Origin of the sequence: Chitinophaga sedimenti, from assembly GCF_023156195.1 — a bacterium.
In the GTDB taxonomy this organism is placed as follows: domain Bacteria; phylum Bacteroidota; class Bacteroidia; order Chitinophagales; family Chitinophagaceae; genus Chitinophaga; species Chitinophaga sedimenti.
On the sequence record NZ_JAKUKA010000001.1, the window covers coordinates 3716551 to 3737040 of the forward strand.

A 20490-nucleotide genomic window follows, 5' to 3' on the forward strand; every position below is an offset into this window, starting at 1 on the left:
TCAGATTTTGGATGATATAAAAAATTCAGATTTTGGATGACTATACTTAATGCGGGAGGAAACCGCTTTCCTCGAAATAATATCGGTTACGTGCGCTTGATTTAATGGTTAAAAATCGATTATATGCCCCCAACAACGGGCACGGATCATTGCCTTGTCTAAATTGTCATATACAAATTCACAGGAGCACATTTTTCTATCACTAAAACGGAAACGGCCTGTTGAGTTCTTTTGGTTACTGGCTAATGGTATTGTATATACAGATTTGCGCTGATGATTTTGGCTAACAGTATTACTGCAATTTTGAATTGATGCTGATGACGGACGAGCTATAGCGCCTTTGTTCGGTTTTTCTAATCCTCTGGCTGCATTGGACGTAAGCCAGATCGATGCTCACCACAAACATGGTGAAAAAGATTGGTGTCTTTCTCATAGAAGATTTAGATTTTGGTTGACATACACAATGTAGCAATTTTTTATCTACAGAAAAAAATTTAGTTAAACTTATGTTAACCTTTAGCATTAATAAGGAGTACCAGTGTTACACGTAATGATAAGCCTTTAGCAACAAGGAATTTATGTGTTAAGATGATTAAGAATACCATCTTAAAAAAGCATAATTTCCTTAAATCGCAGGGAGATGGCCTTTAGAACCAGACGTTTCTGGCGAAAATACGCCGGGTGGCGAGCCGTTCATGTAAGTCCACTACCGACCAGTATTTCAACGGTTTTATTCACCAACGCCCGATCACCTGCCATTGCCATAACAATGGTTGCCTGACTCGTTGTTCCGAAGTTTGATGTATACGAAACCAACACGTCACCGCTTTCGATAAACGATACTGGACATTCAGGTACCATTGCCATCCGCTTCCCGAAAAACGGGACACTGCATAATCGTACAACAGCCCGTTTTCGGATGCATAAAGACCGTTGCCTTCTCCCTGTACATCGAAGCGCGTCACACGACCACCGAGCCGGAAAGGCGTACCAGTGAGCCGCCACTGACATTCCTGGTATGCGAGCCAACCATGTGCGGTGGCCGTCTCTCTCTCCCGCCGGTTCACCTCTACCCTCGCCCGCCATGTGCAGTTTGCCCCCACTTTCATCTCCGTATGCCAACGCAGGTTCTCCGTCCGCACCCGTCCCACATAAGGCAAGGCCGCCATCCCCGTTTCATTCAATCCCTGCTCCCGCCAGGTATATCTCCAACTCGTTTCCACCTGCTTCGATGGCCGCCAGACCGCCAACACCAATGCATCCATCGCAGTACCCGGCGCATTCACGCGATATTTTAACCACGGAAACCGGCAAAGGTCAGTATATGCCGACACTTCCCAACGAGGGGCGGGTTTTAACGATAATCCCATATATAAACCACTTTCATTTACCGGTTTGGAATTGGCAGCAAAAGCATTCGGATAAAGCGCCGTATAAGCCCGCGCAAACCGCCTGTACACCAGCGACACATCCACCTGCGGCCCCACACTCGCCAGCACTCCCTGCACCCCCGCCCATTGCCCACTGCTATTTATCGCAAGTTCTCCGAACAAATGCACATTACGATACCCTTTCGTGTAATCGACACTCGCATTCATAATGTTACTACCGGTCATCGCAAACTTCCCGTACAAAGTGGTTTCCGGTAATAAATTCGCAGACAACCGATGCGTGACCACATTAATACCAACATGCCCATCAGGCATATGATATTGCAGGCAAGCTCCTGCAGTGAACAAACGCACACGATTACGTTTGCTTAGCTCCGCACTATCCCGATGATAACCAGTGACCAATAGCGCGGATATGCCTGTACTATCCGCACTGGCGTCCAGCTTACGATAGGATGTAAACGTTGTAACAGCCCATCGTTTATACTTTAACGTGATGCCCGCGCCACGAAAGAAATAATATTCACCCGCCGAAGTATAAGGCCGCAATACTTCACCCTCCCGCTTTACCTGCATCACCGAAGAACCTTTACCCAGCGCCATTGAATGCCATTGTATTAAACCCTGCCCGATGTTCACCACATAATCGCCTAATGCCAATGCGTATATCCCCTTCACCTTCGCCGCAAATAAATGTGCACTGTAAAAATCAAAGCCTTTCTTCTGTGCACCGCCGAAAAACTGTTCACCAGCATCCTTCTCAGCCGTAACGCCCCAGCTGGCATGGCCCGGCAGGCTGTAACGGTAACGGAACATTAATTTATCGCTACTACCTTCATACCCATCCGGCATACGCGGAGGATGTGTATGGCGCCACAATACCGAGTGCTCGCCTCTTCGCCCATACTCCATGACATTGCCCTCATCACCCGCCCGGATGTAGGGAATTAAACGTCGGATTAACGGGAGGTCCCAACCTGGCACCGCCTGCAGTTCATAAATACTTCGCAAGGCGCCACAGCCCTCTCTATACTGCAGGAACGACGTGACCTGCAACGGCGTCATATACGCCCATCGCCTGCAAATCCCCCTCGTCCGCACGGTTCAAATCCAGGGGATGCTTTAAATACGATTGTAGCAGTTGCCATTGCGCATCATCCTCTACCGGCACACCTTCTTCTGCCTGTAATTCCATCGCTGCCTGTATTTCCTGCTGCAATTCCTCCTGCGCGTACAGGATACCTGTCCACACCAGGCATGCCATTAACATTACTCCGGCTTTTGCTGCCATACGATCATCAGGTTTGGAGTGATGCCTAACTGCGGGTGATAACTGCCGGTCACACCCGCGCTGATCTGTCCTTTGCGACAAACGATGCCCATGTAATGCAGCTGTGGCTGCGTCGCTAACCCAATCATACAACTGAACTGCCGCAATGGGCTGTACTCTAACGAACATGCCGCAACAGGCGGCGCATCCCCCGTTTTGCGCAATTCAATGTTTAAGCGACACTGTTGAGAAGCATCATAAGCCAGGCCGGCGAGATACTGTAATGGAAGCCACACATCAACCGGATAAAAAAGATGGAAGCCGGCGTGTACCTGCCGCGTTAAATGTACGAGCAGACCACCATTCACTGCGACCGACTGCATCTTCTCATAACCTTGCGCCCGTTCTGAGAAGTAGTCGAATCCCAAACCGATATTGAGCTTTTCGCCCAATGACCGGCCATAAGCCAGACCGTAACGCTGTGCGCCATACAAGACACTGCCACTGCTCATCAACAGGCATCCAAAAGCGCCCGTAGCCGAGGGAATAACGGCAAACAAGGTATAAGCTCGCAACTCCTTCAACATAAATTGTTCAAAGGCCTGCACACCGGCTAACGGTGATTTTACCTGCGGTAATACCGCCGGCCTGGATACCATGTTCGAAGGAGAAAATGACGTGCCGTGATACGCGGGAAGTCACGGATCTGCGCTTTGCGCAAAAACGAGTTGTACGCATGCCATGCACACGCAACACCATAAAAGGTTTTTCATCAGAAAGTAAAAGAAAAATTTATGCAGTGGGCTAACTGCGGGTTAAAAACAATGCGCAGGGAATGGGAAACAAACGCACTTATAAAATGTCTATCTGGCTAAACTGGAGAATCCAGATGCGCTACAATTAAGGTAGCACAAAATCTATCAACAAAAAAATTAAAAAAGACCGAACAGCTCGGCATCAATGCGGGAGATGATTTCACCCAGATGTTGCTCATTTTCCGGAAATTTATTTTTATCTACGTCTATGATCAACAAAGGACCTTCCTTGTATTTTTCGATCCAGGCGTTGTAGTATTCGTTGAGGCGTTTGAGGTAATCGAGCCGGATGTTTTCTTCGTACTCACGGCCACGTTTCTGGATCTGCGCTACCAGGGTAGGTACAGATGCCTGCAGGTAAATCAGCAAATCGGGCGGACGCACCATGCTCTTTAACGTTTCGAAAAAGTTGAAGTAGTTGTCGAAGTCGCGCTTCGTCATCAACCCCATTTCATACAGGTTGGGCGCGAAGATCTGCGCATCTTCGTAAATGGTGCGGTCCTGGATCACCACATCACGGCCATGTTGTATCTCCACCAGCTGCTTGAGGCGGCTGTGCAGGAAGTAAATCTGCAGGTTAAAAGACCAGCGGGGCATGTCTTCATAAAAGTCGTTCAGGTACGGGTTGTGCTCCACGTCCTCGAATTCTGCCGTCCACCGGTAATGCTTTGCCAGCATTTCAGTAAGTGTAGTTTTACCGGCGCCGATATTGCCGGCCACGGCGATGTGCCTGATCTTATTTTTTGCCATGCATATGGGGGAATAGTGATGATTGAATTAATAGTAATGGATACCGATCAAACGACGGGCCTCCGCGATGGTTTTAGACGCACTCTCACGGGCTTTTTCAGCGCCCTGCTTCAGTACTTTCTGAAGGTACTCGCTGTCCTCCTGTATTGCTTTCGCTTTTTCGCGGATAGGCGCAATAAAGTTCACCATATCTTCCGCCATTTGTTTTTTCATATCACCATAACGTATAGAAGCGCCATTATATGCGTCTTCAAAGAATTTTACGGTATCCGGTGCCGAAACCAGCTTCATGAGCAGGAACAGGTTTTCTATATAATCGGGCATAGGTGTACCGGGTTCGGTAGGCCCGCTGTCCGTTTTGGCTCTCATTACTTTTTTGCGAATCAATTCGTCAGTATCGGCAAGATACAGCGTAGACATTTCGTTTTCGCTTTTGCTCATTTTGCCGGCGCCATCGAGACTCGGTATTTTAATCAGGTTATCGCCATAGTTAAAGGCCATTGGCTCGGGAAACAATTCGCCGTAACGGCTGTTGAACCTGCCTGCGAAGTTGCGCGCCATTTCAAGATGCTGCTCCTGGTCTTTACCTACAGGTACTTTCACCCCACGATGAATCAAAATGTCGGCAGACATCAATACTGGATAAGTTAACAACCCGGCATTCACATTATTAGGATTCTGGCGTACTTTGTCTTTAAACGTAGGCACCTTTTCCAGCTCCCCATATACGCCAACATATTCAGCAACAAATACAGCTCCGCGATCTCCGGCAGATCACTCTGCGCATACAACGTCACCTTCTCCGGATCAAGACCCGAAGCGATGTTTTCCGCCAGCACACGATATACATTACCCCTCAGATCTTTCGGATCGGGATGCGTGGTCAGCGAATGCCAGTCTGCTACAAAGAAATAACAGTTAAACTCCTCCTGCATGCGCAGGAAGTTGCGGATCGCGCCGAAATAATTACCGAGGTGCAGGTAGCCTGTGGACCGGATGCCACTCACTACAATTTCTTTTCCAGTTGCCATATTGGGCCGCAAATTAATAAAAAGTACGAAGCAAGCCGTTTAGACGTTCTTTATGGAATTAACAATATATAAGCATCTTCCGTAACAAGAACGTCACCGTTTATCCCTATTTTTGAGGTATAAGCATAATTACCAATAATATTTTAATATTTTTCTATTTATTTGACTTTATGGAAGTGAATGACACATTGATTGCGCAGTTGTCTAATCTTGCCCGGCTCGAATTCTCCGCAGAAGAGCGCGTGGGCATTCGCGAAGATCTTCAGCGGATGATCACCTTCGTGGAAAAACTGGGAGAACTGGATACCTCCAATGTTGCTCCCCTGCTGCACATGACTTCCGATGTGAACGTACTGCGTGAGGATATTGTAAAACCCGTAATAACCCGCGAAGAGGGCCTTAAAAACGCACCTTCGGCCGACGATCAATATTTTAAAGTACCCAAAGTAATTAAGAAGTAACTATGTCACAGGCAGTTATACATCTCGAAGAGATCATCAAAAGCTATTTCATCGGCAAAAATGAATTGCCTGTGCTTAAAGGCGTATCCCTCGACATCCTGAAGAATGAATACGTCGCGCTGATGGGGCCTTCCGGTTCCGGCAAATCCACGCTGATGAATATTCTGGGCTGCCTCGATACGCCCACCGGTGGTAAATATGTACTCAGCGGCCACGACGTATCCACCATGGAAGACGACGCCCTGGCCCGGGTGCGCAATAAGGAGATAGGCTTCGTGTTCCAGCAGTTTAACCTGATGCCGCGCCTCTCTGCCCTCGAAAATGTAGCCGTGCCCCTGATCTACGCAGGCATCAACAAACGCGATCGCGACGAAAAAGCCATGATGATGCTCGAAAAGGTAGGTTTGGGACAACGTTACAAACACAAACCCAACGAGCTTTCCGGTGGTCAGTGCCAACGCGTGGCCATTGCCCGCGCCCTGGTAAACGACCCTTCGCTGATACTGGCGGATGAGCCCACCGGTAACCTGGATACCAAAACCTCTGTAGAGATCATGGAAATCTTCGGCCGCATCCATGCCGGCGGTAATACTGTGGTACTGGTAACCCACGAAGAAGACATCGCCGACCACGCATTACGCGTAGTACGCCTGCGCGATGGACTGATCGAGTCCGACAAGCTGAATAACAGGGCGCTGGCGGGTGTACATTAATGACGAAGTAACACATCAACATAAAGAAAGGAGCCAACAAGGCTCCTTTTGTTTTTTATAGTAGGTTTGCCAGAAATCGCATCCATTATGGCCATGAAGATATATACCAAAACAGGCGACAAAGGAAAGACCTCGCTGATTGGCGGCACGAAAGTGTCTAAAAGCCACATCCGTATTGAAACCTACGGCACAGTAGACGAACTCAACTCCTACATTGGCCTGGTGAACGATCATACCTTTAACCCGGAAACGAAAGTAATGCTGAAGGAAATACAGGACCGCCTGTTCACCATCGGCTCGTCGCTGGCCTGCGACCCGGATAAAGACACCAAAATGAAGATCCCCGACCTGCATGAATCAGACGTGCAGCTGCTGGAAGATACGATGGACAGAATGGACGCGCAGCTGGAGCCGATGAAGTCCTTCATCCTCCCCGGCGGCCATGTTGCTGTATCCACTGCACACATTGCGCGCTGTGTTTGCCGTCGCGCCGAAAGGTTGTGTGTGGCCATGCAGGAGCAGGACATGTTCTTAGAGCCACTGGTGCTTAAATACCTCAACCGCTTAAGCGATTATCTTTTATGCTGAGCCGGTTCCTGGCCCATGAGCTGGGTGTGAACGAAATTCCCTGGAAGCCGAGGGTGTAGCGCTGCTGTTATCTTTCGACGAAATGCCGTACGTTTGCACAAATTTTAATGAACAGATGAACCTGATAGAAGAATTACGCTGGCGGGGCATGATACAGGATATGATGCCCGGAACGGAGGAGCAACTCAATAAAGAAATGACCTCCGCCTATATCGGCTTTGATCCTACAGCGGATTCGCTGCACGTGGGCAGCCTGGTCCCCATTATGCTGCTGGTACACCTGCAAAAGGCCGGACATAAGCCCTTTGCGCTCGTTGGCGGCGCTACCGGCGTGGTGGGCGACCCCTCTTTTAAGGCAGAAGAAAGAAAAATGCTGGATGCAGAAACCCTGCTGATCAACCAGCGCGGTATTAAAGCACAGCTGGAGCGCTTCTCGGATTTCGATCCGGCGAAACCTAACGCCGCCGAAATGCTGAATAACTTTGACTGGTTCAAAGACTTCACCTTCCTGGATTTCATCCGCGACGTGGGTAAACACATCACTGTAAATTATATGATGTCCAAGGACTCCGTGAAAAAGCGCCTCGAAGGTGATAACGGCATGTCCTTTACTGAATTCACCTACCAGCTGATCCAGGGATATGACTTCTACTGGTTGCATCAACATAAAAATATTAAACTGCAGATGGGCGGCTCCGACCAATGGGGCAATATCGTAACCGGTACAGAGCTCATCCGCCGCAAAGCCGGCGGCGAAGCCTTCGCATTTACCTGTCCGCTCGTGAAAAAGGCAGATGGTACCAAGTTTGGCAAATCCGAATCCGGAAACATCTGGCTCGATGCGAACAAAACATCGCCTTTCGAGTTTTACCAGTTCTGGATTAAAACCACGGACGAAGATGCAGTGTCGTACATCAAAACCTTCACCTTTCTCCCGAAAGAAGAAATTGACGCGATTATCGCGGAACATGATAAAGACCGCGGCCTGAAGTTCCTGCAAAAACGCCTGGCCAAAGAGGTAACTACCTTTATCCACGGCGCCGATGCTTATGCCCGGGCGGAACAGACTACGCAAACATTGTTTGGCAAAGGCCCTTCTGCGGAAGCGCTGAAGGCCATGAGCGAAGAAGAACTGCTGCAACAAATGGCGGGTGTTCCGCAGGTAGAAGTAACCGCGGAGGACATTGCTGCAGGTAAAGACATCGTATCTTTCCTGGCCGATGCCAAAGTATTCCCCAGCAAGGGCGAAGCACGGAAAATGATCCAGGGTGGCGGGGTTAGCATGAACAATACCAAAGTGGGCACGGTAGATATCAAGATCACCGGCGAAGCGCTCATTAACGGCAAATACATCCTCTTCCAGAAAGGGAAGAAAAATAACATATTAGTAAAAGTGGTATAACCTGCTACCAGCTTACTTTTTTAAGAACGCTCTCCGGCCCGGGGAGCGTTTTTTATTAGGTTGATAAGATATTAGGACGCATTGGCGTAAATTGTAGTATATCTTTCAATACATCGTATGATATCCAGAAGAAAATTCCTTGGCCATTCCCTGAAAAGCATGCTCCTGATCGGGGCGGGTAATACTTTGCAAGCCTTTGCCGCAACAGATTTCCGCCTGCCACGCAAAGAAGATGTGGTACTGCGCTTTGCCCTGGTGAGCGATGGCCATTATGGACAGGCCAACACCCCGTTTGAGCAGCACCACGCCCAAATGGCCGGCCTGCTGAATGAACTGCACAAGGAACGTAAACTGGATTTTTCCGTCGTGAATGGCGACCTGTTTCACGATAACCCCGACTTCTTCCCGGCCGTAAAAACCGCATGGGACAAGTTACTGATGCCTTACTACGTAACGCACGGCAACCACGATAAGGTGCCCGAAACCAACTGGCAGCAGTCCTTTGGCTATGGCTGGCACCACGATTTTACGGTGGGTGATACGGCCTTTCTCATCCTTAACACCGCGGATGTCGGGGGAAGTATGTTTGTCCCGATATGACCTGGACTGCTCAAAAGCTCGGGCAATATGCCAAACACAAACGCCTGTTCGTGTTTATGCACATCACGCCGTTTAAATGGACGGACAATGGGATCGACTGCCCCGAATTGCAGGCACTGTTTGCCAAACAGGAAAACCTGGTGGCTGTTTTCCATGGGCATGATCATGACCAGGACGGGGTGAAAGAAAAAAGCAATAAGCACTATTTCTTCGACGGCCACGTGGGCGGCAACTGGGGCACGGCCTACCATGGCTACCGCGTGGTAGAAGTGCTGAAAACCGGCGAAGTACTTACCTGGCAGGTAAATCCGGATCAAAAAGAACCGGTGAACTCCACCCGCGTCCGGGCGGGCAAGCATGCTTCCAAATTGTAATTTGCATTGTTTTGACGTACATTTACACGCAACCTTCATCCGGGCTGAGCGAAGCCGCGTGAGTATTCGTCAGCCGTTTTTGTAACATCGCGCAGGAAGTACAGCGGGTTAATTTAGTGAGAACAGTATGGATCATATGACATCTGAGTCTGCGCTTCTCCAACGGCTCTCCGAGGGAGATGAAGAGGCTTTTGCCAATGTATATCACCGGTATCAGCCGAAACTGTATCTATTTGTATTTCCCCTCAGCGGCTTCTCCGAGCCGGACACAAATGAAATTATCCGGGACATTTTTGTGAAACTCTGGCTGCGCCGCGAAACCCTTACTTCCGTTCGTTCCATACAGGCATATTTATTTATGATGGCCCGCAACCGCTTATCGGACCTGCGTACCGAACAATCGCGGCAACGGGTGGCGCTCGATCAGCTGGGCCTACACCAGGGCACCCATCATTCCGAAGTGCAGGACAATCTTCTTTTTGCTGAATATCACGGCATAGCCCGTAAAGCCATCGGCCTGTTATCCGACCGGAAAAGGCAGATTTACGGCCTGCATAAAGAAGAGGGATTGTCGCTCGATGAAATTGCCGCCCGGTTGAACATCACCAAATTCGCGGTAAAAAAACAATTATACGAAGCGGTGCAATTCATCAAAAAATACTTGAAAGATAACGCCCACTGGGACATTCCTGTCATTTTACTACTCACTTTTTTAAGTTGATGTCAATTTTTTTAGAAAAAGTTGATTTCAGAGGTGTTCTTTTTAGATAATCTACAGTCTTACTATAGCTCATGACTAGCACGTACGAACATATAAGCGCGTTACTGGAGAAATATATTTCCAACAACTGCTCTGCGGAAGAACAGGCCGAACTAAGCCGTTTGCTCCGTGAGGCGGATGAACCGTTATATACGCGTGTAATGGAGAGGTACGCAGAAATGGCGCAATCGGCGCCGGATGTCTCCCATGGAAACGTAGAGCTGCTGGAGGCTGTGATGCAAAAGATTCATACGATCGAAGAACCGGCTGCCCCCGTACGCCGGCTACCGCGCAGGGCATTGGCGATTGCAGCCAGCGTAGCATTGCTGCTGGGTGTAGGCGCAGCGGCACTAATTTATACCGATCAACGTAAAGCTCCTACAGGTTCCGTTGAACGTGCAGAACCCGGCGCCAATAAAGTAATGCTAACGTTGAGCGACGGCAGCACCAAAGAACTGGAAGAAAAACCGGTGGAAGTGATCGCCGAAGGGCAAACGCGGGCGCAGCAGCAGGGCGGCACCATTAAATATGATGTTGCCAACAGCAATGCGGCCGTAGTGTATCACACCCTGAGTACGCCACGCGGTAAACAATTTAAGGTAGTCCTGTCCGATGGCACTACCGTTTGGCTGAATGCCGCCAGCTCCCTGCGTTTCCCGACTTCCTTTACGGGTGGCGAACGCGATGTGGAACTGACCGGCGAAGCCTATTTCGCGGTATCGCCGGATGCAGATAAACCATTTGTGGTAAAGTCGGCCCGCAGCACGATACAGGTATTAGGTACAGAGTTTAATATCATGGCGTACGACAATGAGCCGTTACACCAGGCGTTGCTCGTAAAAGGCAGCATCCGTGTACAAACCGGTAACGAACAGGTAATGCTGGAACCGGGTAAAATGGCGACTATTCATGAGCAGGGTGCTAAGATGAGTGTGAACAGTGCGGATGTAAAACAGATTACCGCCTGGAAAGACGGCCGCTTTTCACTCAACACCACCGACGTACGCAGCCTGATGCGCCAGATAGAACGCTGGTTCGATGTGGACGTAACGTTCGCAGGCGCTGTGCCGGAACGTAAGTTTGGTGGCTGGTTAAGCCAGAATGTGAAGCTCGAAACCTTCCTCGAATTTTTGGAGGAGAATGGCGTACATACACGCCTGGAAGGCAGAAAGCTCATCATCACACAATAAGGACACAATATGAAGTTATAAATACACGCGCAATTAAGCGTTAGTTAAAGGAATGAATCGTGATCTATGTTTCCAGGAAGTAACCAAAGTGTTACGGTCTATTATTATTTGGAAGAACGCGGAGTATAAACAGATGTGAGAAAAAGAAGAAATGGTCTATGTTATACGTGAGTATTTGATGTAGTAACAGGGAACTACCAGCACAACAGTCAGGATCAACAACTGATATTTCGCGGCATTGCAACGCGGAGAACGGCCATTTGCAGCTGCTTCCGCCTGCCAGCCTATGCCATGTTATATAACAATTAATCAAGATCGTAACCAAAATCAAAAACCAATGCTATCAACCAAAATGTGGCACGCAATGAAATTGATTCCCATTTTCTTAATGGCTGCTCTCATGCAGGTTAGCGCAAAGTCTTACTCACAGGTAAATATTTCCGTACGGAATATTCCGCTGGAAGTAGCGCTGAACAAGGTAATGGAGCAAACCGGCTATGCTTTTTTCTGGGACCAGCAGCTGCTGGACAAATCTGCCCGCGTGAGCATCGACGTCCATAATGCTTCTTTAAAGGAAGCCCCGGACAAACTCCTCGAAAGTCAGTCCCTCACTTATTTTGTGAAGGAATCTGACAAGAGTGTTTTTATTCGTAAAAAGACAACCATCGTGCTGCCTTTTGTATTGCAGCAGGAAAAAGTGGTAAAGGGAAAAGTAACGGACGAATCCGGCTCACCCTTGCCTGGTGCGAATGTGATCGTACGCGGCGGATCGCGTGGGGTCATCACGGATGCGAATGGTGAATTCGAACTGCGTAATGTGCCGGATAAAGTCATCATCTCTGTTTCCATGATCGGTTATGAAACCCGCGAGGTACCGCTGAACGGCCGCCTGTCCATTAAAGTAACCATGGTACGCAAAACCACCGGCCTCGGTGAAGTAGTAGTAAACACCGGCATCTTTAATCGTAAGGTGGAAAGCTTTACCGGTGCCACCGCTACCTTTACCGGAGAGCAACTGAAAACCATCGGCAACCAGAACATCGTACAAAGTTTAAAATCACTCGATCCCTCCTTTATCGTACTGGAAAACAACCTGGCCGGCTCCAACCCGAACGTACTGCCTAACATGTCTATCCAGGGAAAAACCAGCATGATCGGCGTACGCGATCGTCTCGCGGCCGACCCGAACCAGCCACTGTTTATCCTTGATGGTTTTGATTCCGATGTCGCCACGATCATGGCGCTGGATATTAATCGTATTGCCAATGTAACCATCCTGAAAGATGCTGCCGCGACCGCGATCTACGGCTCCAAAGCTGCTAATGGTGTGGTAGTGGTAGATACTAAAATGCCACGCGCAGGCCGCATGAACGTAGCAGTTACGTTGGATAACACTGTACAGTGGGCAGATCTCAGCGGTTATAACATGATGAACGCCGCGGAAAAAATGGAGTTCGACCGTTTGAGCGGTTATTATAATTATCCGCTGGACGCTACTGAAAACCGCTACAGGGCTGATTCAATCTACAATGCCCGCATGGAAGCCGTATTAAGTGGTGTTAACACCAACTGGATGGACTTTCCCCTGAAAAAGAACGTAATGTCTAAAAACTATTCTGTGTATGCAGATGGTGGTGACAACACTTTCCGTTTTGGTTTAGGTTTGAAATATGGTCAGCTGCCCGGTGTCATGAAAGGTTCAAGCCGCAACACCGGCAACGCCAACCTGGACATGAGTTACCGCACGAAAAAATTCTCTTTCAATAATAAATTCCTGTTTGCTACTTATACTGCCAAAGAATCGCCCTACGGCTCTTTCGCTACTTACGCAACGGGGCTCCCCTATCTTCATCCTACCGAAGATAAATGGTTGATAGAAAGACTGGATATGCGCAATTCCGGTGATACCGCGATGAACCCGCTGTACATTGCCCAACTGCCATCTACCAACCAGGCTATTAATCAGAGCTTTCAGAACCAGATGCAGGCGATGTTTAACCTGAACGATAATTTCCGTGTGGAAGCTAAATTCATGGTGCGGCAGCAAACCAACGAACAGGAAGTGTTCAGATCACCTGAGTTGGTAGAGTTTCGCACCAACCCGGTGAACCGTAAGCTCCTACGACAATGACAAGACCAGGGGTCTCAGTTACCGGTGGCTTCCTGCAGGCCAACTATGGCCGCACCTGGGACCGTCACGAACTCAACATCGTTCCGGGCGCTACCATCGAACATAACGGTTCCATTTTGAACGGCTACCGGGTAGAAGGGTTCCCAATAGGCAATTTCACTTCGCCCGCATATGGCGCCAACTATCCCGAAGACCAATATCCCAGCTATAGCAAAACAGAACGCCGCGCTATCAGTGGTTTCCTGAACGTGCATTACGGACTGGACCGCAAATACCTGGCAGATGTAACTTACCGTCGCGATGGTTCTTCGGTATTCGGCAGCACCCGTCGTTTTACCGATACCGGACAGTTGGCCTGGGCTGGAACGTGCACAATGAAGACTGGTTTAAAAATTCCAAATACCGCGCGATCAACTTCCTGAAGCTGCGCGCTTCATTAGGTAATCCCGGAAACCAAAACTTCGGTTCTTACAATTCCTTCACGTCCCTCACCTACGCTACTGGTTTCCTGAACGAGTTTGGTGCGGGCACCATGGTGAACAAATGGGGTAACCCTTACCTGGCCTGGCAGAAAACACTGCACTTTAATGCCGGCTTCGATGCACGTTTGCTGAAAGAGCGCTTGTCCATCAACTTCAATTATTACAATAAGAACACCGACCCCATGGTAGTAACCCTGCCGAACGCACCGTCGGTAGGTGAGAACGACCTGGTGATCAACATTGGCAATATGCGCACCACGGGTTATGATTTTAATGTAACCGGCACGCTGCTCTCCAGGCCGAAAGAACGTTTCTTCTGGAAAGTGAACGTATTCGGCAGCAACTATAAATCAATTTACGGTGGACTGGGCAACGCACTGGACATCCTCAACAGCCTGAACCAGGGCGCGTTGCCCGACCAGGCATCCAAACAGGATTACAGCAAAATCAACCAGAATTTGGAGCGATATGTGGATGGCGGACAACCGGACGACCTGTGGGCAGCGCTCCCTCGGCATTGATCCTACTACGGGTAAAGAAATGTTCCTCACCAAAGGTGGCGAAGTAACCTTTACCTACGATCCTGCCGACATCTTGAAAGTAGGCAACTCCCGCCCGCTTATACAGGGTATTTGCGGTACTACCGTACAATACGGCGGCCTGTCCATGAACATCAACATGCGTTACATGGTGAAGTCGCAGCAGTTCAACAGCGCACTGTTCAACAAGGTGGAAAACATCACCAGCAGCCAGTATGCCCGTCAGAATGCCGACCGCCGCGCGTTATACGACCGCTGGAAAAAAGCGGGTGACAAAGCACAGTTTAAAGCGATGGAAAGACTCGATATCACGCAGCCGTTTGCGAATACGCCCATGTCCAGCCGCTTTATCCGGGAAGAATCCAACTTCGTTGGCGAATCGTGCTCCCTCACCTACGACTTTTACGGTCAGGCCTGGCTGAAAAAGCCGGTATGCAGGGTTTGCGCCTCACCGGTTATGTGAACGACATTTTCAGAGTATCGAACATCCGTCGCGAACGCGGTATTGAATACCCGTATACCCGTTCTATTTCCTTTTCACTGAATGCCACATTCTAACACTATCACTATCATGAAAAAAAGAAAAATCGGATATATAGCACTCCTTTCGTTGATCAGCATCACGTTAGGCGCGTGCGACAAATACCTCGACATTCGCCCGGAAACGAGCATTCCTGATGAAGAAGCGTATAATTCATCTACAGGTTTTAAAACACACCTGAACGGCGTATACCTGAAGTTCTCTACCCAGGCGCTTTACGGCGGCAAAGCTAACATGGTGCTACCGGAAGTGCTGGCCCATCGTTACTATCAAAACCAGCTTGAACCCTGGGTCTATAAAAACCTGACGATTTACAGCTGGGCAAGTGGTGATGTAAAATCACATTTCTCCAGCCTGTGGTTTGGCACCTATCAATTGATTGCCAACCTGAACACGCTGCTGGAAGAAGCTAAGGGAAAAGAATCGCTGTTCAGCGGCAATGACTATAACATCATGAAAGGGGAAGCCATCGCCATGCGCTCCTTCCTGCATTTTGATTTACTGCGTTTATACGGTCCTGTATACAACTCGGCGGACTCTGTGCTGCCCGCTATTCCCTATTACAGTTTTCGTTCCGCTACCGCCATGCCTTATTTAAAGGCCAATGCACTGGTAGACTCGTTAGTACGCGACCTGAACGTGGCCGCTGATCTGCTGAAAGAAGACCCGGTAAAAACCAATGGTAAAGCCGGGAACCGCGATAATAGTTGGCTCACCAAACGTAACTACCGTTTTAACTACTTTGCGGTAAAAGCACTACAGGCGCGCGTATACAGTTGGCGCCGCGATACAGTGAACGCGATGGCTGCCGCCCAGGAAGTGATCGATGTGCAACCCGCCTTCTTTGCTTTCGACGGCAACAGCGCCACCGTACCGGTAAATGACCCCGCCCTCACCGGCGACGTATTACTTGCCGCAGAAACCAGCGACGACTGATACAATCGTATGATGCGTATTTTAATTATACCACCAACCAGTATTCGTTGCTGATGCCACAGTTCGCACACCTGAACGCCGCCTATGAAGGCAATACGTCCGATGTGCGCTTCATGCCCGCAGTATGGAACGTAACGCCCGACGGCACACTTCCGGGCTTCCGCACCTTTTATAAGTACAGCAAAAGAACCCTGGTACCCATCATCCGTTCTTCTGAAATGTACCTGCTGGCAGCAGAATTAAGCAAGGATCTCACCACCGCTTTTGGCCACCTGAATAAGGTACGCATCGCGCGTGGACTGGTCGCACTCCCGGTTGGCACTGCCGCTACACTCGCCACCGAGATCCGCAAGGAGTACGTGCGGGAATTCTTCGGCGAAGGACAATTGTTTTATTACTACAAACGCCTGTACATCAAAACCATCACCGATGGCTCGGCGGCTAACACCACGACCAACATCACGATGACACCGGCCAAGTATGTGGTACCTATTCCGGACGACGAACTCTCTGTGCACAGACCTTAATTGTTTCAACTATCAATTCAACATCATGAGAAAATTCTCTTTCATAATAGGCGGCATTGCCATTGCCGCGCTGATCATTTCAGCGTGTCAGAAAAAAGGACTGATGGATTACGCAGGCCCTTCTTCCATCTATTTTCAACCTATAGCCGGTTATCCGAACCCGAACTCCACACCACAGATGTACTTTGTGGTAAAGCGCGCAGGCAAATCGGATACCGCCATGAACTTCGCGGCTTCTAAAATGGATGCCGCCCTCAACGACACCATGTGGGGCAACTTCGGCCTGTTCTACTCCGACGATGCCACCGCCTGCGAATTCATGATGCCGTTCCGCATTACCGGCGATACTTCCGCCGTTGACCGTAAATTCAAACTCCGCGTAATCGATACAGCTACTAATACGCCCGCAGCCGATTTCAGCATCGATCCGGAAAAATGTATCGTGAAAGCCGGTAAAACAGAAGCGCTTATCCCCATCAGCTTCAAACGTACCCAGGCCATGAAATCCGCCTACCAGTACGTAACCGTGGAGCTGGAAGCAGGCTTTGACTTTTCTGTGGAGTATAACCAGTACCTGATCTCCGGCAAGAACTTTAAGAATACGCTGCGCCGCACTTTCGGCATGTTGGACCAATACCCCGCGCCTACCTGGTGGAGGGGCAACAACAGCTATGGCGCCAGCATGTTCGGCAAGTTCTCCAAAACGAAATTCCTGCATATGGTAGATTACTTCGGCATTCCTGAAGATGGCTGGTCAGGCCTCGCAGTAGCACAGGTTTCCGGGTATGCGCAGTTATTTAATTGTCACCTGAAAAGAATGATTACTGCTGGAACGCCTGTGATGGACAAAGATGATCTCACGGGGGAAGTAACGCAGATGTCTGCCGGTACCAGCGCTTCTTCCGTTTGTGATCTCTAGTTTTTAACTGTTTAATTTATCTGCATGAAAAAGAATAACCTGTTATATATCATATGCACGCTGGCAGTGGGCATGTGTTCTCTAAACGCCTGCTACAAGCCCACGACCAATTACGACTTTCACGACATCAACGAAATACGCGTAGACTCTTTTGGTTCCTACCTGGAAGTAGTGCAATTCGATACGCTCACCGTTACTCCGCACATCACAGCTTCCATGGACCCGTCTGTGCTCGACGATACTACCCGCTATACCTATGAATGGCTCGCCGGCAAACCTGGTGTTACCTATACTGCGCACCAGCTGGGCAACAAACGCAACCTGAAAGTAAGACTCAACATTCCCGTTGGTTCTTACCGCCTGTATTTTACCATGAAGGACAAATTAACCGGCCAGATCGCGAACATGCGCAGCGTGCGCCTGGATGTTACGAGCAAAACCTTCGAAGGCTGGCTTATCCTGTCCGACGTACAGGGTAACGCCGCCCTTGATTTCGTGAACTGGAATTCGAACGGCACCAAAACGATTGTGCGCAATCTGCTCGACAACTCCCCGATTTGCCCAAGCCGCTGAAAGGTCCGCGCAATGTGGCCTACGTGTATTGCCCGAACCCGAACATCGTGCCCACGCCTACCCACAACGCATCTGCCGGTACGCTCGACCGCGAATGGATTTACGTGACCACCGACCAGGGTGCATGGAAGTTTCGCAACGATTATCTTACTACACAATGGCGCTGGAACTCCTTCCGCGAGTGCCTGTTCCCGGTAGACAGCAGCAGCTTTAAACCGGCGTTCTTCGGTACCAACTCCGGCGGTTACGCCACCAACGGCAACCTGTTGATGACCATGCCCAACGGCGACATCTACGAAAGGACCTGGACAGCCTGGTACGTGATCAAAAGCAACCAGGTACAGGGCGAGGCAAACTCATTCCGCGCAGCGCCATTCATTGGCAAATATTATACATCTAGCGGTAACACCGTGCTATTCGATATGGATAAAAAACGTTTCGTACGCACCTCGCCCGGCTCGTTCTTCTGCACCATCATTCCTAATCCCGCTACCGATCCGAAATTCGATTTCAGCAATGTGGGCATGGATATGTTATACATGCGTACATCACCGTACGGACTTACGTTCGCGGTCATGAAAGACGCTGCCGGCGACATATGGCTGCTCACTTTCGATGCGCGCAGTACCGTGGTGCAGGACAAAAAAGTGAAACTGACTGGTACCGACATCAAGCTGGCAGAAGCATTTACTGTAGATAAAAACTATGGTACGCTCTTTTACAAAGTAGGCAACAAGCTGTACGCCACGCACAAAGACCTGCCAGATGTGAGCTATGAAATCCTGAACACCGGCAGCCGGCAGATCTCGTTCGTAGACCAGCACATCTTTACTATTAACCGCGGTCAGGGCGCGAATGGCGGCTATATTAACGGTGGTGCTGCCACGCCGGGCAATCCGCAGGATTACGTGGCCAACTACCGGCGATCGGCACCTACGATCCTGCCGATCCCAAAACTACCGGTAAACTGGAACTTTATTACCCTACCGATTTCATGAACGGCCATGCCGCCCTCACCAAAAAGGATGAATACGGCGGATTCGGAAAAATCGTGAGCGTATCGTTCCGCGAAAGACCAACCAACTAAATGCAAAAAAGCCACCCGCAATACCGGGTGGCTTTTTCTTTGAGCGAGCTCCTACAGCGCTTTTCAGTCGCCGTTGATCACACTTTCAGCAGCAAACCGCTACTGAAGGTTATACTTATGTTTATAACGCTCGTACAATTGTTTATGCTTGTTATCCAGGCTGATTTCTCTTCCCTGGATGTAGGCTTTTACCACGTGGTTCGTTTTCATGTCCGGGACGTCGCCAAGGCTTACTACGATGTTGGCGTCCTTGCCCACTTCCAGTGTACCGGTTTTATCGGCGATACCCAGGATTTTTGCGGCGTTAAGTGTTACGGCGCTCAACGCTTCTTCCTTGCTAAGTCCATAAGCGGCAGCGGTACCAGCCAGGAACGGCAGGTTACGTTGTTGCCAGAAGCCTTCATTGCTCAGGCAAAACAGTACACCTGCTTTCTGCAGCTGTGCGGCGGTTTTATAGGGCTGATCCACGTCGTCGTCCTGCGTTACAGGAAGGGCGTGCGGCTGACCTAATACTACCGGTACATTGTTTTGTTTCAGCAGGTCGGCCACCAGCCAGGAATCTGCGCCCCCAACGATCACCACATCAAACCCAAACTCTTTGGCCAAATCCATACCTACCAGGATTTCCTTTACCAGGTCGCAGTGAATGAATAACTTCTGTTTTTTGTCAAACAGCCCCTTTACGGCTTCGTATTTCAGGTTCGTTTCGGCGTGTTTGTCGAGGCTCAGGTAAGCCTTTGCATCACGGAAAAACGCTTTTACCGTTTCAATACGGTCCAGGGCGGCCTTTACCGGGTCGGGGCCGGCGTTGGGCAAACCGCTGGGACCGAACGCGCTGGTACGCGCCATCAGTCGCGGCATAAAGAAATGCAGGCCGTTGTCGGTTTTATAAGCCGCATCTTCCCAGTTCCGGGCATCGAGCTGTACCACGGAGGAACTGCCTGTGATCATACCGCCCTGCGGTACGGTTTGCGCCAGCAGCACACCGTTGGAACGGAGCGTGTTGATCACCTTGGAATCGGTGTTATACGATATCAGCGAACGGATGGAAGGATTGATCACACCTACTTCATCATAGTCGTTCGTAGAGCGAACGGCTTCCACTTCCGTGAGCCCCAGGTTACTATCCGGGACGATCAGTCCGGGGAATATATGTTGCCCTTTTACGTCGAACACTTTAACTCCATCCTGTGGGATGGGCACATTAGCGCCAACGGCAATGATTTTACCGTTTTCAAAGGCGATGGTACCGTCTTGCACCACCTGTCCGTTACCCACGTGAATAGTGGCATGCGTCAGGTAAATGCGGCCTTGCTGGGCCGGGGCCGGGTATACCGTTTCCTGCGCCTTCAGCTGACCGGCGGCGAAAGTGAGGCCCATGATATATAAGAATACTTTTTTCATTGGTCT

General features: G+C 49.7%; 23 protein-coding genes and 1 pseudogene. 18 read left to right on the forward strand and 6 right to left on the reverse strand.

Translation table 11 applies throughout. From position 1 onward, the window contains the following. Positions 1-734 precede the first annotated feature (734 nt). The 5 genes and pseudogenes from MKQ70_RS21220 to trpS form a co-directional block, all read right to left on the reverse strand. Positions 735-2456: a ComEA family DNA-binding protein gene (locus MKQ70_RS21220; RefSeq protein ID WP_248074182.1), complete on the reverse strand. Its 1722-nt coding sequence runs from the start codon at positions 2454-2456 to the stop codon at positions 735-737. After that, complete coding sequence (locus tag MKQ70_RS21225) at positions 2419-2661, reverse strand: hypothetical protein (RefSeq protein WP_248074184.1); 243 nt, start codon at positions 2659-2661, stop codon at positions 2419-2421. Before MKQ70_RS21225 ends, MKQ70_RS21220 begins: the two co-directional genes overlap by 38 nt. After that, positions 2661-3320: a hypothetical protein gene (locus MKQ70_RS21230; RefSeq protein WP_248074186.1), complete on the reverse strand. Its 660-nt coding sequence runs from the start codon at positions 3318-3320 to the stop codon at positions 2661-2663. Before MKQ70_RS21230 ends, MKQ70_RS21225 begins: the two co-directional genes overlap by 1 nt. A 273-nt stretch (positions 3321-3593) precedes the next feature. Further along, on the reverse strand, positions 3594-4226 hold the full coding sequence (locus MKQ70_RS21235) for a deoxynucleoside kinase (RefSeq protein ID WP_248074188.1): 633 nt from the start codon (positions 4224-4226) through the stop codon (positions 3594-3596). A 27-nt stretch (positions 4227-4253) separates the two neighbouring features. Further along, positions 4254-5257 (reverse strand): annotated as a pseudogene (gene trpS, locus MKQ70_RS21240) (tryptophan--tRNA ligase). Between the two features lie 170 nt (positions 5258-5427). On the opposite strand from trpS, the gene gatC reads away from it, so the two are divergent. From gatC to MKQ70_RS21330, 18 genes are all read left to right on the forward strand, one after another. Further along, on the forward strand, positions 5428-5718 hold the full coding sequence (gene gatC / locus MKQ70_RS21250) for an Asp-tRNA(Asn)/Glu-tRNA(Gln) amidotransferase subunit GatC (protein WP_248074192.1): 291 nt from the start codon (positions 5428-5430) through the stop codon (positions 5716-5718). Between the two features lie 2 nt (positions 5719-5720). Continuing rightward, positions 5721-6431, forward strand: coding sequence for an ABC transporter ATP-binding protein (locus MKQ70_RS21255; protein ID WP_248074193.1), 711 nt, complete (start codon positions 5721-5723; stop codon positions 6429-6431). A gap of 87 nt (positions 6432-6518) precedes the next feature. Next, positions 6519-7019, forward strand: a complete 501-nt coding sequence (locus tag MKQ70_RS21260; RefSeq protein WP_248074195.1) for a cob(I)yrinic acid a,c-diamide adenosyltransferase — start codon at positions 6519-6521, stop codon at positions 7017-7019. A 115-nt stretch (positions 7020-7134) separates the two neighbouring features. Beyond that, the gene (gene tyrS, locus MKQ70_RS21265; protein ID WP_248074197.1) at positions 7135-8421 is read left to right on the forward strand and encodes a tyrosine--tRNA ligase; all 1287 of its coding nucleotides are present in this window, start codon (positions 7135-7137) and stop codon (positions 8419-8421) included. A gap of 117 nt (positions 8422-8538) precedes the next feature. Further along, entirely contained in the window at positions 8539-9021 is a 483-nt protein-coding gene (locus MKQ70_RS21270; RefSeq protein WP_248074198.1) for a metallophosphoesterase family protein, read from the forward strand. Then, positions 9018-9395, forward strand: coding sequence for a hypothetical protein (locus tag MKQ70_RS21275; RefSeq protein WP_248074199.1), 378 nt, complete (start codon positions 9018-9020; stop codon positions 9393-9395). Before MKQ70_RS21270 ends, MKQ70_RS21275 begins: the two co-directional genes overlap by 4 nt. Positions 9396-9531: 136 nt before the next feature. Continuing rightward, positions 9532-10116 carry an RNA polymerase sigma factor gene (locus tag MKQ70_RS21280; RefSeq protein WP_248074200.1) on the forward strand — a complete coding sequence of 195 codons (585 nt, stop codon included), beginning with the start codon at positions 9532-9534 and terminating at the stop codon, positions 10114-10116. Positions 10117-10187: 71 nt separating this feature from the next. Further along, on the forward strand, positions 10188-11345 hold the full coding sequence (locus MKQ70_RS21285) for a FecR family protein (RefSeq protein ID WP_248074201.1): 1158 nt from the start codon (positions 10188-10190) through the stop codon (positions 11343-11345). Positions 11346-11709: 364 nt separating this feature from the next. After that, on the forward strand, positions 11710-13476 hold the full coding sequence (locus tag MKQ70_RS21290; protein WP_248074202.1) for a SusC/RagA family TonB-linked outer membrane protein: 1767 nt from the start codon (positions 11710-11712) through the stop codon (positions 13474-13476). Further along, on the forward strand, positions 13473-13898 hold the full coding sequence (locus MKQ70_RS21295; protein ID WP_248074203.1) for a TonB-dependent receptor: 426 nt from the start codon (positions 13473-13475) through the stop codon (positions 13896-13898). Before MKQ70_RS21290 ends, MKQ70_RS21295 begins: the two co-directional genes overlap by 4 nt. Beyond that, positions 13844-14479: a TonB-dependent receptor domain-containing protein gene (locus MKQ70_RS21300; protein WP_248074205.1), complete on the forward strand. Its 636-nt coding sequence runs from the start codon at positions 13844-13846 to the stop codon at positions 14477-14479. The genes MKQ70_RS21295 and MKQ70_RS21300 overlap by 55 nt, the downstream gene beginning before the upstream one ends. Continuing rightward, positions 14433-14960 (forward strand): hypothetical protein, encoded by a 528-nt coding sequence (locus tag MKQ70_RS21305; RefSeq protein WP_248074207.1) that lies wholly within the window; start codon positions 14433-14435, stop codon positions 14958-14960. Before MKQ70_RS21300 ends, MKQ70_RS21305 begins: the two co-directional genes overlap by 47 nt. Beyond that, a complete protein-coding gene (locus MKQ70_RS39095) occupies positions 14930-15055 on the forward strand; it encodes a hypothetical protein (protein ID WP_282456640.1) in 126 nt (41 codons plus the stop codon). Before MKQ70_RS21305 ends, MKQ70_RS39095 begins: the two co-directional genes overlap by 31 nt. 13 nt (positions 15056-15068) lie before the next feature. Next, on the forward strand, positions 15069-15974 hold the full coding sequence (locus MKQ70_RS21310) for a RagB/SusD family nutrient uptake outer membrane protein (protein WP_248074209.1): 906 nt from the start codon (positions 15069-15071) through the stop codon (positions 15972-15974). 53 nt (positions 15975-16027) lie between these two features. Further along, positions 16028-16501: a RagB/SusD family nutrient uptake outer membrane protein gene (locus tag MKQ70_RS21315; RefSeq protein ID WP_248074211.1), complete on the forward strand. Its 474-nt coding sequence runs from the start codon at positions 16028-16030 to the stop codon at positions 16499-16501. A 25-nt stretch (positions 16502-16526) separates the two neighbouring features. Next, positions 16527-17420, forward strand: coding sequence for a DUF4843 domain-containing protein (locus MKQ70_RS21320; protein ID WP_248074212.1), 894 nt, complete (start codon positions 16527-16529; stop codon positions 17418-17420). Between the two features lie 24 nt (positions 17421-17444). Further along, entirely contained in the window at positions 17445-17993 is a 549-nt protein-coding gene (locus MKQ70_RS21325; protein WP_248074214.1) for a PKD-like family lipoprotein, read from the forward strand. Next, positions 17978-18991: a hypothetical protein gene (locus MKQ70_RS21330; RefSeq protein ID WP_248074216.1), complete on the forward strand. Its 1014-nt coding sequence runs from the start codon at positions 17978-17980 to the stop codon at positions 18989-18991. Before MKQ70_RS21325 ends, MKQ70_RS21330 begins: the two co-directional genes overlap by 16 nt. A gap of 188 nt (positions 18992-19179) precedes the next feature. Here MKQ70_RS21330 and MKQ70_RS21335 read toward each other — a convergent pair whose 3' ends face one another. Next, the gene (locus tag MKQ70_RS21335) at positions 19180-20484 is read right to left on the reverse strand and encodes an amidohydrolase family protein (RefSeq protein WP_248074218.1); all 1305 of its coding nucleotides are present in this window, start codon (positions 20482-20484) and stop codon (positions 19180-19182) included. Between the last annotated feature and the right edge of the window lie 6 nt (positions 20485-20490).

What these genes read in the sequence shown, in the direction of transcription:
- MKQ70_RS21220 (WP_248074182.1), bottom strand. Translation starts at nt 2,456, where the DNA reads ATGACGCCGTTGCAGGTCACGTCGTTCCTGCAGTATAGAGAGGGCTGT.
- MKQ70_RS21225 (WP_248074184.1), bottom strand. Translation starts at nt 2,661, where the DNA reads ATGTTAATGGCATGCCTGGTGTGGACAGGTATCCTGTACGCGCAGGAG.
- MKQ70_RS21230 (WP_248074186.1), bottom strand. Translation starts at nt 3,320, where the DNA reads ATGGTATCCAGGCCGGCGGTATTACCGCAGGTAAAATCACCGTTAGCC.
- MKQ70_RS21235 (WP_248074188.1), bottom strand. Translation starts at nt 4,226, where the DNA reads ATGGCAAAAAATAAGATCAGGCACATCGCCGTGGCCGGCAATATCGGC.
- gatC (WP_248074192.1), top strand. Translation starts at nt 5,428, where the DNA reads ATGGAAGTGAATGACACATTGATTGCGCAGTTGTCTAATCTTGCCCGG.
- MKQ70_RS21255 (WP_248074193.1), top strand. Translation starts at nt 5,721, where the DNA reads ATGTCACAGGCAGTTATACATCTCGAAGAGATCATCAAAAGCTATTTC.
- MKQ70_RS21260 (WP_248074195.1), top strand. Translation starts at nt 6,519, where the DNA reads ATGGCCATGAAGATATATACCAAAACAGGCGACAAAGGAAAGACCTCG.
- tyrS (WP_248074197.1), top strand. Translation starts at nt 7,135, where the DNA reads ATGAACCTGATAGAAGAATTACGCTGGCGGGGCATGATACAGGATATG.
- MKQ70_RS21270 (WP_248074198.1), top strand. Translation starts at nt 8,539, where the DNA reads ATGATATCCAGAAGAAAATTCCTTGGCCATTCCCTGAAAAGCATGCTC.
- MKQ70_RS21275 (WP_248074199.1), top strand. Translation starts at nt 9,018, where the DNA reads ATGACCTGGACTGCTCAAAAGCTCGGGCAATATGCCAAACACAAACGC.
- MKQ70_RS21280 (WP_248074200.1), top strand. Translation starts at nt 9,532, where the DNA reads ATGACATCTGAGTCTGCGCTTCTCCAACGGCTCTCCGAGGGAGATGAA.
- MKQ70_RS21285 (WP_248074201.1), top strand. Translation starts at nt 10,188, where the DNA reads ATGACTAGCACGTACGAACATATAAGCGCGTTACTGGAGAAATATATT.
- MKQ70_RS21290 (WP_248074202.1), top strand. Translation starts at nt 11,710, where the DNA reads ATGAAATTGATTCCCATTTTCTTAATGGCTGCTCTCATGCAGGTTAGC.
- MKQ70_RS21295 (WP_248074203.1), top strand. Translation starts at nt 13,473, where the DNA reads ATGACAAGACCAGGGGTCTCAGTTACCGGTGGCTTCCTGCAGGCCAAC.
- MKQ70_RS21305 (WP_248074207.1), top strand. Translation starts at nt 14,433, where the DNA reads ATGGCGGACAACCGGACGACCTGTGGGCAGCGCTCCCTCGGCATTGAT.
- MKQ70_RS39095 (WP_282456640.1), top strand. Translation starts at nt 14,930, where the DNA reads ATGCAGGGTTTGCGCCTCACCGGTTATGTGAACGACATTTTCAGAGTA.
- MKQ70_RS21310 (WP_248074209.1), top strand. Translation starts at nt 15,069, where the DNA reads ATGAAAAAAAGAAAAATCGGATATATAGCACTCCTTTCGTTGATCAGC.
- MKQ70_RS21315 (WP_248074211.1), top strand. Translation starts at nt 16,028, where the DNA reads ATGCCACAGTTCGCACACCTGAACGCCGCCTATGAAGGCAATACGTCC.
- MKQ70_RS21320 (WP_248074212.1), top strand. Translation starts at nt 16,527, where the DNA reads ATGAGAAAATTCTCTTTCATAATAGGCGGCATTGCCATTGCCGCGCTG.
- MKQ70_RS21325 (WP_248074214.1), top strand. Translation starts at nt 17,445, where the DNA reads ATGAAAAAGAATAACCTGTTATATATCATATGCACGCTGGCAGTGGGC.
- MKQ70_RS21335 (WP_248074218.1), bottom strand. Translation starts at nt 20,484, where the DNA reads ATGAAAAAAGTATTCTTATATATCATGGGCCTCACTTTCGCCGCCGGT.